Origin of the sequence: Exiguobacterium sp. s127 (assembly GCF_018618695.1) — a bacterium.
GTDB classification, from domain to species: Bacteria; Bacillota; Bacilli; order Exiguobacteriales; family Exiguobacteriaceae; genus Exiguobacterium_A; species Exiguobacterium_A oxidotolerans.
Window position 1 is genome coordinate 212,828 of record NZ_JACSMO010000002.1, and the last position, 13,974, is coordinate 226,801.

Genomic DNA, 13,974 nt, shown 5'->3' on the forward strand with positions numbered 1-13,974 from the left:
GGGGGACTTATAGATGGATTTTCGTTATTTACCGATGACGCAAGAAGATGAAAAAGAGATGTTACAGACGATTGGTGCAAATTCGATTGAAGATTTACTAGCAGACATTCCAGCCGCTGTCCGCGACCAAGGGACGTTAGAAGAAGTCGGGATTCCGCTACCGGAAACAGATTTGATTCGGACACTCTCGAAGCTTGCTGACCAAAATATAAATACGAAGCAATATCCATCGTTCCTCGGTGCAGGCATTTACGATCACTATGCACCGGCTGTCGTCAATCATATGTTGTTGCGTTCAGAATTCTATACGGCGTATACACCCTATCAACCTGAAATCTCACAAGGGGAACTGCAAGCGATTTTCGAGTTTCAGACGATGATTTGTGAATTGACAGGAATGGATGTCGCGAACTCATCGATGTACGACGGCATTACAGCACTAGCGGAAGCGGCAATGCTTGCCTGTGCCCATAAAAAGAAAAAGACGATCGTCTTGTCGGATGGGGTTCATCCGGAAGCACATGATGTCGTTCGGACGTATGCGAAAGGGCCGGGGCTCGATGTCGAGACGCTTGCGTTACGGGACGGCGAGACGGCAATCGAACAATTAGACGGACTTGATGATATCGCATGTGTCATCGTCCAATACCCGAACTTTTATGGACGCGTCGAAGATTTACAAGCGTTAGCAGATGCAACACATGCAAAAGGCGGTTTATTTATCGTCTCAGCCAATCCGCTTGCCCTCGGACTGCTTGAAGCACCTGGGAAACTCGGTGCGGATATTACGATTGGCGATTGCCAACCGTTCGGGATTCCCCAAAGTTTTGGTGGACCGACGTGTGGCTACTTCACGACGACAAAAGCCTTAATGCGTAAAATTCCAGGACGCCTGGTCGGTCAGACAGTGGATGAGGATGGCAAACGCGGTTTCGTCTTGACGCTCCAAGCTCGCGAACAGCACATTCGTCGTGATAAAGCGACATCAAATATTTGTTCCAACCAAGCATTGAACGCATTGGCGGCATCGATTGCGATGAGCGCGTTCGGAAAACAAGGGATTCGTGATTTAGCGGTCCGCAACTTGCAAACGGCACATGCCTTGAAAAAATCATTGAAAGCAGCCGGCTTCCGCATCGTCGATGATGGACCGAGCTTTAATGAATTCGTCGTCGAATTACCAATCGATGCGGAAGAAGCAAGTCGTCAATTGCTTAAAGCGGGAATTATCGGTGGATTGCCGCTCGGCACATACGACGCAAAACGAAGTCGTGAAATGCTTGTCTGTGCAACAGAATTACGGACGAAAAAAGAGCTCGATCAATTCGTGTCAGCGTTAGGGGGATTAACTCATGCATAAATCAAGCGAACAAACATTGATTTTTGAAATCTCAAAACCCGGTCGTGTCGCATATGCGTTACCACTCGCGACGGTCGAAGAAGAAGCAATCGAAGACATGTTGCCAGCTTCTTTTGTCCGAAAAGAAGACGTCGCGTTACCGGAAGTTTCGGAACTGGATCTCGTACGACACTACACGGCACTTTCAAACCGGAACCACGGTGTGGATTCCGGGTTCTATCCGCTCGGTTCATGTACGATGAAATACAATCCTAAAATCAATGAAGATATGGCACGACTTCCCGGGTTTGCCCACATTCATCCGCTTCAACCGGTTGAGAGCATTCAAGGAGCGCTCGGTTTGATGTATGACTTACAAGAAAAGTTAGCAGTCATCACGGGAATGGATGAAGTGACGCTTCAACCAGCAGCAGGGGCACACGGAGAGTGGACTGGATTGATGTTGATCAAAGCCTATCATCATGCGCGCGGCGACTTCAAACGGACGAAAGTACTCGTTCCAGACTCGGCACACGGCACGAACCCGGCATCGGCGTCTGTCGCAGGATTTGATACCGTGACGGTCTTGTCAGATGAGCGAGGTCTTGTTGACTTAGAAGACTTAAAGAGCAAAGTGGGAGACGATACAGCGGCTTTAATGTTGACGAACCCGAACACGCTCGGATTGTTTGAATCGGATATCGTCGAGATCGCAAAAGCAGTCCATGAAGCAGGCGGGAAATTGTATTACGATGGAGCAAACTCGAATGCCATCATGGGGATTGCACGTCCCGGCGATATGGGCTTCGATGTTGTTCACTTGAACCTCCACAAAACGTTTACCGGCCCTCACGGTGGTGGTGGTCCTGGTTCAGGTCCGGTCGGTGTCAAACAAGACTTGATCCCTTATTTACCGAAACCGATCGTCGCAAAAACAGACGAAGGATTCATCCTTGATTATGATCGCAAAGATGCAATCGGACGTGTCAAACCATTCTACGGAAACTTCGGGATTAATGTCCGCGCCTACAGCTACATTCGGACGATGGGCGGAGAAGGTCTCGCCCGTGTCTCGAAAGAAGCTGTCTTGAACGCAAACTATATGTTAGCACGCCTCAAAGGCGCATATGACGCACCGTATGATGTCTATTGTAAACATGAGTTCGTCTTGTCGGGTCGTCGCCAAAAGGCACTTGGCGTGCGGACGCTTGATATCGCAAAACGACTGCTTGATTTCGGTTACCATCCACCGACAATCTATTTCCCGTTAAATGTCGAAGAGTGTATCATGATTGAGCCGACGGAAACGGAATCGAAAGAAACACTCGATGCGTTCTGTGACGCGATGCTCCAAATCGCACGTGAAGTCGAAGAAACGCCAGATGTCGTCCTGAACGCACCGCATACGACGGTCGTCAAACGGATGGACGAGACGTTGGCAGCGCGTAAACCGGTGTTGCGTTATGAGCCGAAACAGGAAGTCCATGCATAACGGTTACTGAAAACGAACTGACTCGTAAGTCAGACTAAGATCGATTCCTATGACGGACGTTTCCAGTCGACATTAATTAAATGACCGATGATTCTATTTTTACTGGATCATCGGTCATTTCTATGCCTATTTTTGTCGTTCACGACCTTTTTAATCAGAGCGTCTCGTCAATGAGTCGACAAGCGAAAAACCCTTCCTGAGCCTGAGGCGTAGGAAGGGTTTTTCGCTTGAATAGTGAATTAGCTACGTTTGACTTTTCCAGTCCACTGTTTGAAACCGCCTTTAAGCTGGTACAAGTTCGTGTAGCCGGCTTTTTTCAAGACTTTAGCTGCTTGTGAAGATCGCATGCTGCCTTGGCAATACAAGTAGATCGGCATATCTTTACGAAGCTCTTTCGAACGCATCTTCATTTGGCTAACCGGAATGTTACGCGCGCCAACGATATGACCGCCTTTAAATTCTTGTGTTTCCCGGACGTCGACGATTTGTGCCTTACGGTAGTTCGCGCGGAATTCCTCTTGCGAGAGTTTTGTGATGCCTTTGACTGGCATGAAACGCCAGACGACATAAGCAATCAATGCCACCCATAAGACGATTGTGATGATTGTGCCTGTTTCCATATTCAACTTCCAACCCCTTCGTTCATATAACATCTCTATCATTATAGTAAACGAAATCGATTTCGGCAATCGACTCGTCGTTGCGCAGGATAGAAAGGGTCTGATACACTTATACGGAAACGTTTTGGGGGTGTTCGCTTGGTAAAGAAATGGCAAGTATTGACGACCGAAGCATTAGAGCCGGCAATGAACATGGCAATTGATGAAGCATTGATTGCTTTTGTCGGGCGAGGAGAGATTGCGCCTACGCTTCGTTTTTACTCATGGGAACCACGCGGACTCAGTGTCGGTCATTTCCAGCGTGCGACACGTGATATCGATCGAAAGCGAATTGAAGAACTCGGTATCCCAATCGTTCGACGGATGACTGGTGGTCGAGCGGTTTTACATGCGGATGAACTCACATATAGTGTCGTCATTCAAGAGGCGACAGAAGGACTACCACGAACTGTAATCGAAAGTTATCGCCTGTTGACGGAAGGAATCCGGAAAGGCTATCATCACCTCGGTATTCCCGTTGAATTTTCAGTTCCGATGACGGAAGAAGAAAAGGAAGAGTTACGAAAGCCGAAATCGGCCGTTTGTTTTGATGCAGCCTCTTACTATGAATTGGCAGTCGGAAAACGGAAAGTCGCGGGGAGTGCTCAAGTTCGTCATCAAGGCGTTGTGCTTCAGCATGGATCAGTGCCTCTATCGGTTGATGAAGGTGAATTGTTTGACTGCTTCCTTTATGAAGATGAAACGATGCGTCAACGGATGAAGTCACGCTTTGCAGGGAAAGCGGTTGCCTTGAATGAACTCGCGGGCCGGAAAGTGTCATTCGAGGAAGTTCGTGATGCGTTTACACGTGGTTTTGAGGATGCGCTTCAATTGGAATTCGTTCCGCTTGAATTCAATGAGCGGCAATGGCAGGAAATTGAACAGTTAGCCGAGAAGTATCGTAGTGATGAATGGAACTGGAAACGTTAAAGCGAAAGATTGGAAGGTGATGTCGTGCCGACTCCGAGTATGGAAGATTATTTAGAGCAAATTTATATCTTGATCGAAGAAAAAGGATATGCCCGTGTATCGGATATCGCAGAACTATTAGGCGTACACCCTTCTTCTGTAACGAAGATGGTGCAAAAGTTAGACCGTGAAGAGTACCTCGTCTACGAAAAGTATCGTGGTCTCATGTTGACTGCAAAAGGTAGAAAGATTGGGAAACGACTTGTCGAACGGCATGCGCTATTAGAAGATTTCTTGCGCCTTGTCGGCGTAGAAGAGTCACTAATCTACAAAGATGTCGAGGGAATTGAACATCACTTGAGTATCGAAGCACTTGATAAAATCAATGGGATGATTCAATTTTTCGCTGAACGCCCGGCTTTACAGGAAGAACTTCATAATTATCAACAAGCACACCCAGAAGACTGAGTGGGCTTGTTTTTTTACGTTAAACGCCTTATAAACGAACATTTGGTTATAAAATAATAAAAAAGTACGTGAATTGAACGGATTATGCTATACTGACGATGAAAATGACCGAAGGGGGTGACGGGTGGAAATTCACCCGGATACTATGGAAATCGTCATCAAAGAAAAATTGGTTTCAGAAACTGATTTAGCTAAAAAAGTGAGTGAACTCGCAATCGAGATTGAACGGGATGCGGCCGGGCGTCAAATTGTCCTTGTCGTCGTGTTGAAAGGGTCGATGGTTTTTGCAGCGGACTTGATGCGGCAAATTAAAGGAAGTGTTCAAATCGATACCGTTGCCTGTTCATCATATGGTGCGAAGACGGTCTCTTCTGGACGCGTTCAATTGAAAAAAGATTTAGACCTGGATGTCGAAGGGAAGTATGTTGTTGTTGTCGAGGACATTATTGATACGGGACATACACTGAGCTTTTTGTGCGAGCATATGAAATTGCATAAGCCGGGTGTCTTAAAGATTTGTACGTTACTTGATAAACCTGCGCGTCGTGAAGTCGAGTTGACGGCAGATTATGTTGGATTTGAGATTCCGGATTACTTCGTCGTCGGCTATGGCATTGATTGTGCAGAAGAGTATCGCAATTTGCCGTACATTGGTTGGGTCGAGACAGAATAAAAAACCGTCAGCAGACACGAGTCGCTGACGGTCGAACGATAGAAGGGGGCTGCGTTTAGCAGCTCTCTCTTTTTAATATTAAAAAGCACGTTTTTTCTTTTTACCTTTTTTACCTTCGATGACGGTCAAATTAGGACCTTTCGACCGATCGCGAAGTGGGCGTACTTTGTTCGAAGTCGAAGATTTCGTCGCCGTTTTGATTTGTTTTTTCTTAAAATCTGTTCGACGCGGACCTTGATCTCGTTTACCGTGCAATTTTTTCGATTGCGCGACTGATTTTCGATATTGTGCGTTTCCGCCGCTTGCAGCGCCGCTATTGCGCGTCATGAACTTAAAGATCAAGAAAATGATTCCCGCCACAACTGCAACGAACAGTAATTGTGAAAACAGACCGCCAGGATCATTGATAAGCTTATATCCAAAGCCGACGAAAGCAAACAGTAACACGATAAGTGCGAATGTAGAGCCGATCCGTTGTCTAATCATATTATCACCCCTGTTATCGATTAACCCAGTGCATTCTCATGTATGTTATCTTCCTGTTTTTCGAGTGCTTCAAACGCATAAATCGCAACCTCAATCTGTGAATCGTCTGGTTCTTTTGTCGTCAAGTACTGTAACCATAGGCCTGGCAAGGCGATGACACGTAATCCCTTGATATTTTGGGCTTTATTTGTTAATTGAAGAACTTCAAAAGACAGACCGATGACAACGGGAAGTAAAGCGATTCGGAAGGCGAGTCGAACCCATAATGGATCGGTCGGGACGATTAAATAAACGAAGAAACCGACGATGACTGTGAAGATCAGGAAGCTTGAACCGCAACGATAATGGAGGCGGCTACTTCTTCTGACGTTTTCGACGGTCAGTGGATGACCGGATTCGACACAATTGATGACTTTATGTTCCGCCCCGTGGTATTGAAACAATCGTTTGACGAGTGGTGTCAATGAAATCAAGTACAAATATCCAAACAGTAGGGTCAGCTTAATCAACGCCTCGATGACGTTTTGGACGAAGTGGCCGGATAATGCTGGGAAAGAACTGAATAGTGAGGCTAAGAATGCCGGCAACAGCGTAAACAGTAACTTTCCGAAAAAGAATGATAAAACGCCAAGTAAAGCGACGCCGAGCCATTTTGTCAATTGCCCTTGATTCGCTTCTTCGGGTTCTTCCTCTCCGGGATTAACGCCGTAACGATCACTTGCGAAGTTCATGTGGCTTGCTCCATTCGCAGATGATTCGACAAGAGCGAACAGTCCGCGGAGAAGCGGGATTCGTTTACCAATCGCAATCCGTGGACGAATCGGCTTTTTCTGTTCAAATGTCTCAATCGTCGCATCATTTCGACGAATTGCAGAAACAGCATGTGTCGCATTTTGGAACATTACGCCTTCGACGATGGCTTGTCCACCGACGGGAGCTTTTGCGGTTTTCATATTTAAACGCATCCTATCTCAAATAAAATATCGTGTATCGTCAGTTTACTAGATTCTATTCAAAAAAACTATGGGGGACTGCTTGATGACGGGTGAATCTTTAGGAGACGGAAAACGTCTTATGATACAATCAGAAGGACGAATGGAGGTGATGATGTGCGCGTATTGGTTTTAAATGGACCGAATTTGAATTTACTTGGAACGCGTGAGCCGGAAACATACGGTGCAAAGACGTTGAATGATTTAGAAACGTTGATGATGGAACGTTTTCCCGAAGTTGAGTTTACGTTTGAACAATCGAACCATGAAGGAACGCTGATTGATTCTCTACATGCAGCGCGGGGGTATGATGGCATTGTGTTGAATGCAGCTGCATACACACATACGAGTATCGCCTTACGTGACGCGATCGCAGCGATTGAAGTGCCGACAATCGAAGTGCACCTATCGAATGTTCATGCGCGAGAAGAGTTTCGACATCGCTCACTCATCGCACCGGTCTGTCGTGGTGTCATCAGTGGACTTGGGATGACGGGGTATATACTCGCTACTGAAGCGTTACTTCATCCGGACGCTACATAACTTAAAGGGGGAAACAGACATGCAACATCGTATTGAAGCATTACAATCCGCTTTAAAAGAACGTGACTTACCAGGACTTATCGTGACGAAGTCAGAAAATATTCGCTACATTTCAGGATTCACCGGTTCAAGTGGCGCGTGTCTCGTTACGGCAGAACATGCTTATTTCGTGACGGATTTCCGCTATACGGAGCAAGCTGCTGATCAAGTCAAAGGAATGGAAATCGTTCAAATCGATCGGTCGATTCCGGCGACGATGGGTGAACTCATCGCAGGCGCACGCGTGCGAGCGGTTGGGGTCGAAAAAGATACGATGACACTTGGTTTATTCGAAGCATATGATGAAGCTTCTGCAATCGAACTGATTCCAACGACCGGAATCGTCGAAAACCTACGCTTGATTAAGGATTCATCAGAGATTAAGATGGTTAAGGAAGCGGTAAAACTAGCAGACGCTACCTTTGAACACATTTTGACGTACATCCAGCCGGGGAAAACAGAACTCGAAGTGTCGAACGAACTCGAATTCTTCATGCGTAAGCATGGAGCGACGTCGTCTTCATTCGATACGATTGTCGCATCTGGTTACCGCTCAGCGTTACCGCACGGTGTCGCGAGCCAAAAAGTGATTGAAACGGGTGAGCTCGTAACACTCGACTTTGGTGCATTGTTGAACGGTTACGTCTCTGACATTACGCGAACGATTGCGGTCGGTCCAATTAATTCCGAGTTACAAAAAATCTACGATACGGTCTTGCAAGCACAACTTGCGGGCGTAGACGGACTTCGTCCAGGGATTACTGGAATCGAAGCAGACGCGTTAACACGTGACATCATCAAAGAAGCTGGTTATGGCGAATACTTCGGTCACTCGACTGGTCACGGCATTGGTCTTGAGGTGCATGAAGGACCGGGACTTTCGTTCCGTTCGGAAACGAAGCTCGAACCAGGGATGATCGTGACAGTCGAACCAGGAATCTATGTGCCACAAGTTGGTGGATGCCGAATTGAGGATGATGTCTTGATTACCGAATCAGGGCGCGAAATTCTTTCGTCTTCATCGAAAGAACTCATTACACTCTAAGTAAGATGAACATTTAGGAGGAACCAGTATGGTATCAGTAAACGATTTAAAAACAGGCTTGACGATTAAAACTTCAGACGGAATGATTTGGCAAGTCCTTGAGTTCCAACACGTAAAACCTGGTAAAGGTGCAGCATTCGTGCGGACAAAAATGCGTAACATCCGTAACGGGAACATCCAAGAGATGACATTCCGTGGTGGCGAGCGCGTCGAACGTGCCCACATCGAGCGTAACAAAATGCAATACCTCTACCCAATGGGTGAAACGTATGTCTTCATGGACACGGAGTCGTATGAGCAGCTTGAATTGACGACAGCACAAGTTGAAGCAGCACTTCCATATCTCCTTGAGAACATGGAAGTTCAAATCGCAGTCTACAACGGCGAAATCCTCGGACTCGAACTTCCGAACACGATCGTTATGACGATTGTTGAAGCAGAGCCGGGCGTCAAAGGCGATACAGCTTCTAACGTCAAGAAAAATGCGACAGTTGAGACGGGTCACATCATCCATGTGCCGCTTTTCATCGAAGCAGGAGAAAAAGTAACAGTTGATACGCGGACAGGTGATTTCACAGGACGCTACAACGGATAATACAGATATGCCAATGCCCCTTCGTACTCGTTTCCGAGTCAAGGGGTATTTTTTCACTCGCCGGCACTTGCATCCTCTGGTATGACCAGTTAAACTTAATATTTGAGTAGGCATTAGCACCTGGTATAATATTAAGAATGAATGTTTAGATGGGGGATGGAAAGAAGATGAAAATCGATCAGTTGAAACAAGTGTTAGAAATGCTTGATCAATCAAACGTAAATGAACTTTCTCTAGAAACAGACACGTATAAATTAAAGCTTAAAAAACAAGGGGACGGTGTCGTAGTATCTCAGCACGACGCGGTCGCAGCGGCACCTGTCCAGCAAAAAGTAGTGGAAACGGCACAAAAGCCGGCCGTTGTACCTGAAGTCATGGAAGAGAAGGATGATACGGTCACAATTAACGCGCTAATGGTCGGTACGTTTTATTCACGTGCAAATCCTGAAAAACCTGCTTTCGTCAAAGTCGGCGATCAAATCGAAGTGGGTCAAGTCGTCTGCATTTTAGAAGCGATGAAACTATTCAATAACTTAAATTCGGAAATTGCCGGAACTGTCGTCGAAATTCTCGTCGCAGATGGAGACCTTGTTGAATTTGGTCAGCCACTCTTCCGGATTCGTCCTTGAGCGGGGTGATGGGAATGGAAAAACTACTAATCGCGAACCGTGGAGAAATCGCCGTTCGGATTATTCGTGCGGCTAAGGAACTTGGGATCCAGACGGTTGCTGTCTATTCGACAGCGGATCGAGAAGCACTTCATGTCCGAATGGCAGACGAAGCATATTGCATCGGCGATGTCAGTTCGACGTCTTCTTATTTGAATGTGACGAATATTCTCGCCGTTGCGACAAATCGAAACGTAACGATGATTCACCCGGGATACGGATTCCTGGCTGAAAACGTTGACTTCGCGGAGATGTGTGAAGCATGTGGTATTCAATTCGTCGGTCCGACGTCGCAAGCGATTCGCCAGATGGGCATTAAAGATGTCGCGAAAAAAACGATGATTGAATGTGGTGTCCCGGTCGTGCCGGGCTCTGACGGAACGGTGACGGATCAAGAAGCAATTGGTCTCGCTGAAGAAATCGGTTATCCGGTCATCATTAAAGCGACGGCAGGTGGCGGAGGGCGCGGGATTCGTGTTGCCCGGACAAAACAAGAACTGATTGATGGACTAGAAGAAACACGTCGCGAGGCAAAACAAGCATTTGGCAACAGCGATGTTTATTTAGAGCGTTTCATCGAAGAATTCCGTCACGTCGAAGTTCAAGTGCTTGCCGATCGACATGGGAACGTCATTCACCTCGGAGAACGAGATTGTACGGTGCAACGGCGGATGCAGAAGTTGATTGAAGAAGCTCCTTCGCCAGCCGTCAGCGCAGCGACACGGTTAAAAATGGGAGAAGCAGCTGTCAAAGCGGCAAAAGCCATCAACTATACGGGTGCCGGAACAATCGAATTCATTTTTGTCGAAGAAACAGAAGAATTTTTCTTTATGGAAATGAATACTCGGATTCAAGTCGAGCATCCGGTGACAGAAATGATTACAGGATTTGATCTTGTTCAAGCACAACTCCAAGTCGCGCTCGACCACCCGTTAGCAGTTCAACAAGAGGATATCGAGTTCCGTGGGCATTCAATCGAGTGCCGGATTAACGCAGAAGATCCAGATCACGATTTCCGACCACATGCGGGTCGCGTCACACAATACGTCGCGCCAGGTGGTATGGGTGTCCGAATCGATAGTGCCGTTTATCCAGGTTACATGATTCCTCCGTACTATGACTCGATGGTTGCGAAATTGATTGTCCATGCAGAGACGCGCGAGGAAGCTTGTGCGAAAATGGAGCGTGCTTTGGCTGAATTTTGGATTGAGGGTGTCAAAACGACAATTCCGTTCCATCAAAAGGTCTTACAGCATCCTGTATTCCGCCGGGGAACCTTCACGACGAAGTTTGCGGAACGTGAGTTAAAAGCAGCAATCGTAAAATGAACGATGACGGGAGTCGATGGATTTTACTCCCGTCTTTTTGGCGTTCACTATGTTTTTTAAAAGGGGAATGTGCTAAACTAATTGATTGAGAACGACAAAAAAAGGAGCACGTGAAATCATGATGAAACGACACATGGCACGCGAACTCGCAGTACAATCTTTGTTCCAAATGGAACTTTCTGACTTGTCTGCACAAGAGGCCATTGAATTCGCAGTAGAAGGCAAAGAATATGATACATTTGTAGAGCAATTAGTAGTTGGTGTAGAGACGAACAAGGATGAGATTGATCAACATTTACGGGCAGCGCTCGTCAACTGGTCATTTGAGCGTCTTGGTAACATCGAACGGACGATTCTTCGTCTTGCCGTCTATGAATTGATGTTCGAACCGAAAATTCCAATCCGCGTTACAATCAACGAAGCAATCGAATTAACAAAAGCGTTCGCAGACGAAGAAGCAACGAAAATCGTCAATGGTGTGCTTGGTAAGGTCGCACAACAAGCAGTCAAAGAAAATTCATAAGTAGATAAAGATAACCTTTTTCAAGGTGCAGAGTGAAACGAATTTTTTGGGGGAGTGGACAAATCATGGCAGTAGTAATCGATGGGAAAGAAATCGCAAAATCGTATCGTTTGAAGCTGAAAGAAGAAGTCGCACGTCTGAAAGAACAACGTATTCAACCGAAATTGACCGTTGTATTAATCGGTGAAGACCCAGCAAGCCAATCGTATGTCCGCGGGAAAGAAAAAGCGGCACAAGAAATTGGCATGGAGTCGGATTTGATTCGTTTACCGGCAGAGACATCAGAATCGGAGTTACTCCAGTTGATTGAACGACTAAACGCAGACGCGAGTGTCCACGGAATTCTCGTTCAACTGCCGCTGCCGGAACAAATCGACGAGAGTAAAGTCATCTTCGCTATTTCACCGGACAAAGACGTCGATGGGTTCCATCCGGTCTCAGTCGGGAAAATGATGATCGGTGAACCAACGTTCTTACCATGTACCCCAAATGGAATTCTGCACCTCGTCAAAGAAATGAATGTTCCGATCCAAGGCAGCCACGTCGTCGTCGTCGGTCGGAGTCAAATCGTCGGCAAACCGGTCGGGATGTTATTTTTAAATGAATCCGCGACAGTCAGCTACTGCCACTCGAAGACGGCAAACCTTTCTGAGATGACGCGTCAAGCGGATATCTTGATTGTCGCTGTTGGTGTCCCAAAATTGATTACGGCAGATATGGTCAAGCCGGATGCTGTCGTCATCGATGTCGGTGTCAACCGTGTTGACGGTAAACTTGTCGGGGACGTCGAATTTGATTCGGTCAAAGAGGTCGCCTCGATGATCACACCCGTTCCTGGCGGTGTCGGTCCGATGACGATCACGATGTTGCTCCATAATACAATCGAGGCAGCACGATGAATGACCCACTTCAAGTTTCCGAGCTCGTTGGGTATGTGAAACGTGAACTTGAAAGTGATTCGCTGTTACAGCAAGTGCAGGTGGTGGGAGAAGTGTCGAACTTTAAACGACACTCTTCCGGTCACCTTTATTTTACGTTGAAGGACGACCAGTCACGGATGAAGGCGGTCATGTTCGCACGTGACGCAAGTCGCCTGAAATCACCGATCAAAGACGGGATGCGTGTCGTCATGACGGCGCGGTTATCCGTGTATCTCGCTTCCGGCGAGATGCAACTCTACGTCGAGCGGATGACGGAAGATGGCGTCGGCGCCCTGTATGAAGCTTTCGTCCGTTTGAAAGAACAACTCGAAGAACGTGGGTGGTTCGATCCAGCGTTAAAAAAAGTGCTCCCGGCGTTTCCGCAACGTGTCGGAATCATCACATCACCAAAAGGTGCGGCACTTCACGATATCGCGACGACACTACGGAGACGCTATCCGCAAGCGGCAATCGTCTTCGCGCCAGTGCTCGTTCAAGGGAAAGAGGCGGCACCGCAAATTACTCGTGCCATCGAACAGATGAATGCGCGTCAGGCGTGTGACGTGTTAATCATTGGTCGCGGTGGCGGCTCGATCGAAGAACTTTGGGCGTTCAATGAAATGAACGTCGTTACGGCGATTTATGAGTCGCAGATCCTGATTGTTTCTGCAGTCGGTCATGAAACGGACTTTACCATCAGTGATTTCGTCGCGGATGTCCGGGCAGCGACACCGACTGCTGCAGCCGAACTCGTAACACCAGAGGCGGCCGAACTGGAAAAACGAGTCGGTGAACTGAGTCGACGTTTGACACGAAACTATGACTATTTCGTCAAGAGCCGACGGGAACAAGTGATCCGGCTTGCGATGAGTTATGGATTAAAGTCTCCCCGCGTTTTGCTTGGATTAAAACAGGAGCGCCTTGACCGGGCCGATATGAACTTGAATCGGATCGGAAAACAACTCATTTTAACGAAACAGCAAGGCGTGTTGAACCTATCGAACCGTTTAGCACGGATTCCGGTTCGGGAGCGTCTTGAAGAGCAGTCGCGTGAAGTTGAGCGGATGCGTAAACAGTTGGAACGGATTCGCCCGTACATGAAGATGAAGCATGAGCGATTGCACCAAATGGTGGCACGCCTTGACTCGGTTAGTCCGACCCGTGTCTTATTACGTGGTTATACGTATGTCGAACAAAACGGAGAGTTCGTTCGATCGGTAAAACAAGTGACGGATGACGCCTTCCGGATTCAGTTTCATGACGGAAGTATTCTAGCGAAACGAGAGGATGAGTGA

Annotated in this window: 16 protein-coding genes; 13 read left to right on the top strand and 3 right to left on the bottom strand. The window is 47.1% G+C overall.

Annotated elements, in window-relative coordinates:
* The first annotated feature begins 13 nt into the window (after window positions 1-13).
* Window positions 14-1,360, top strand: a complete 1,347-nt coding sequence (gene gcvPA / locus KNP98_RS04155) for an aminomethyl-transferring glycine dehydrogenase subunit GcvPA (protein WP_214810738.1) — start codon at window positions 14-16, stop codon at window positions 1,358-1,360.
* Window positions 1,353-2,831, top strand: coding sequence for an aminomethyl-transferring glycine dehydrogenase subunit GcvPB (gene gcvPB, locus KNP98_RS04160; RefSeq protein ID WP_088836604.1), 1,479 nt, complete (start codon window positions 1,353-1,355; stop codon window positions 2,829-2,831). Before gcvPA ends, gcvPB begins: the two co-directional genes overlap by 8 nt.
* 239 nt (window positions 2,832-3,070) lie before the next feature.
* On the opposite strand, the gene KNP98_RS04165 is transcribed toward gcvPB, so the two are convergent.
* Window positions 3,071-3,451, bottom strand: a complete 381-nt coding sequence (locus tag KNP98_RS04165; protein ID WP_029333057.1) for a rhodanese-like domain-containing protein — start codon at window positions 3,449-3,451, stop codon at window positions 3,071-3,073.
* Window positions 3,452-3,589: 138 nt separating this feature from the next.
* Here KNP98_RS04165 and KNP98_RS04170 point away from each other — a divergent pair, with 138 nt between their 5' ends.
* The 3 genes from KNP98_RS04170 (at window position 3,590) to hpt (ending at window position 5,540) form a co-directional block, all read left to right on the top strand.
* On the top strand, window positions 3,590-4,420 hold the full coding sequence (locus tag KNP98_RS04170) for a lipoate--protein ligase family protein (protein ID WP_029333058.1): 831 nt from the start codon (window positions 3,590-3,592) through the stop codon (window positions 4,418-4,420).
* A 24-nt stretch (window positions 4,421-4,444) separates the two neighbouring features.
* Window positions 4,445-4,867, top strand: a complete 423-nt coding sequence (gene mntR, locus KNP98_RS04175; RefSeq protein WP_029333059.1) for a transcriptional regulator MntR — start codon at window positions 4,445-4,447, stop codon at window positions 4,865-4,867.
* Between the two features lie 145 nt (window positions 4,868-5,012).
* On the top strand, window positions 5,013-5,540 hold the full coding sequence (gene hpt / locus KNP98_RS04180; protein ID WP_088838449.1) for a hypoxanthine phosphoribosyltransferase: 528 nt from the start codon (window positions 5,013-5,015) through the stop codon (window positions 5,538-5,540).
* 78 nt (window positions 5,541-5,618) lie between these two features.
* Here hpt and KNP98_RS04185 read toward each other — a convergent pair whose 3' ends face one another.
* Together KNP98_RS04185 and KNP98_RS04190 are read right to left on the bottom strand one after the other, a co-directional pair.
* Complete coding sequence (locus KNP98_RS04185) at window positions 5,619-6,026, bottom strand: SA1362 family protein (protein ID WP_088836605.1); 408 nt, start codon at window positions 6,024-6,026, stop codon at window positions 5,619-5,621.
* A gap of 20 nt (window positions 6,027-6,046) precedes the next feature.
* Window positions 6,047-6,979 carry a DUF1385 domain-containing protein gene (locus tag KNP98_RS04190; protein ID WP_029333062.1) on the bottom strand — a complete coding sequence of 311 codons (933 nt, stop codon included), beginning with the start codon at window positions 6,977-6,979 and terminating at the stop codon, window positions 6,047-6,049.
* Between the two features lie 156 nt (window positions 6,980-7,135).
* Between KNP98_RS04190 and aroQ the strand changes: the two genes are divergently transcribed.
* From aroQ to xseA, 8 genes are all read left to right on the top strand, one after another.
* A complete protein-coding gene (aroQ, locus tag KNP98_RS04195; RefSeq protein ID WP_088836607.1) occupies window positions 7,136-7,561 on the top strand; it encodes a type II 3-dehydroquinate dehydratase in 426 nt (141 codons plus the stop codon).
* A 19-nt stretch (window positions 7,562-7,580) separates the two neighbouring features.
* Complete coding sequence (locus tag KNP98_RS04200; protein WP_214765379.1) at window positions 7,581-8,645, top strand: M24 family metallopeptidase; 1,065 nt, start codon at window positions 7,581-7,583, stop codon at window positions 8,643-8,645.
* Between the two features lie 28 nt (window positions 8,646-8,673).
* Window positions 8,674-9,240 carry an elongation factor P gene (gene efp / locus KNP98_RS04205; protein WP_088836608.1) on the top strand — a complete coding sequence of 189 codons (567 nt, stop codon included), beginning with the start codon at window positions 8,674-8,676 and terminating at the stop codon, window positions 9,238-9,240.
* A 167-nt stretch (window positions 9,241-9,407) separates the two neighbouring features.
* Entirely contained in the window at window positions 9,408-9,869 is a 462-nt protein-coding gene (gene accB / locus KNP98_RS04210; protein WP_088836609.1) for an acetyl-CoA carboxylase biotin carboxyl carrier protein, read from the top strand.
* A 14-nt stretch (window positions 9,870-9,883) separates the two neighbouring features.
* Window positions 9,884-11,236, top strand: a complete 1,353-nt coding sequence (gene accC / locus KNP98_RS04215) for an acetyl-CoA carboxylase biotin carboxylase subunit (protein ID WP_239456856.1) — start codon at window positions 9,884-9,886, stop codon at window positions 11,234-11,236.
* 121 nt (window positions 11,237-11,357) lie between these two features.
* Window positions 11,358-11,759 (top strand): transcription antitermination factor NusB, encoded by a 402-nt coding sequence (nusB, locus tag KNP98_RS04220; RefSeq protein ID WP_239456902.1) that lies wholly within the window; start codon window positions 11,358-11,360, stop codon window positions 11,757-11,759.
* Window positions 11,760-11,824: 65 nt separating this feature from the next.
* Window positions 11,825-12,658, top strand: a complete 834-nt coding sequence (gene folD, locus KNP98_RS04225) for a bifunctional methylenetetrahydrofolate dehydrogenase/methenyltetrahydrofolate cyclohydrolase FolD (RefSeq protein WP_088836611.1) — start codon at window positions 11,825-11,827, stop codon at window positions 12,656-12,658.
* Window positions 12,655-13,974 carry an exodeoxyribonuclease VII large subunit gene (xseA, locus tag KNP98_RS04230; RefSeq protein ID WP_214810740.1) on the top strand — a complete coding sequence of 440 codons (1,320 nt, stop codon included), beginning with the start codon at window positions 12,655-12,657 and terminating at the stop codon, window positions 13,972-13,974. Before folD ends, xseA begins: the two co-directional genes overlap by 4 nt.

What these genes read in the sequence shown, in the direction of transcription:
- gcvPA (WP_214810738.1), top strand. Translation starts at nt 14, where the DNA reads ATGGATTTTCGTTATTTACCGATGACGCAAGAAGATGAAAAAGAGATG.
- gcvPB (WP_088836604.1), top strand. Translation starts at nt 1,353, where the DNA reads ATGCATAAATCAAGCGAACAAACATTGATTTTTGAAATCTCAAAACCC.
- KNP98_RS04165 (WP_029333057.1), bottom strand. Translation starts at nt 3,451, where the DNA reads ATGGAAACAGGCACAATCATCACAATCGTCTTATGGGTGGCATTGATT.
- hpt (WP_088838449.1), top strand. Translation starts at nt 5,013, where the DNA reads ATGGAAATCGTCATCAAAGAAAAATTGGTTTCAGAAACTGATTTAGCT.
- KNP98_RS04185 (WP_088836605.1), bottom strand. Translation starts at nt 6,026, where the DNA reads ATGATTAGACAACGGATCGGCTCTACATTCGCACTTATCGTGTTACTG.
- KNP98_RS04190 (WP_029333062.1), bottom strand. Translation starts at nt 6,979, where the DNA reads ATGAAAACCGCAAAAGCTCCCGTCGGTGGACAAGCCATCGTCGAAGGC.
- KNP98_RS04200 (WP_214765379.1), top strand. Translation starts at nt 7,581, where the DNA reads ATGCAACATCGTATTGAAGCATTACAATCCGCTTTAAAAGAACGTGAC.
- efp (WP_088836608.1), top strand. Translation starts at nt 8,674, where the DNA reads ATGGTATCAGTAAACGATTTAAAAACAGGCTTGACGATTAAAACTTCA.
- accB (WP_088836609.1), top strand. Translation starts at nt 9,408, where the DNA reads ATGAAAATCGATCAGTTGAAACAAGTGTTAGAAATGCTTGATCAATCA.
- accC (WP_239456856.1), top strand. Translation starts at nt 9,884, where the DNA reads ATGGAAAAACTACTAATCGCGAACCGTGGAGAAATCGCCGTTCGGATT.
- nusB (WP_239456902.1), top strand. Translation starts at nt 11,358, where the DNA reads ATGAAACGACACATGGCACGCGAACTCGCAGTACAATCTTTGTTCCAA.
- folD (WP_088836611.1), top strand. Translation starts at nt 11,825, where the DNA reads ATGGCAGTAGTAATCGATGGGAAAGAAATCGCAAAATCGTATCGTTTG.
- xseA (WP_214810740.1), top strand. Translation starts at nt 12,655, where the DNA reads ATGAATGACCCACTTCAAGTTTCCGAGCTCGTTGGGTATGTGAAACGT.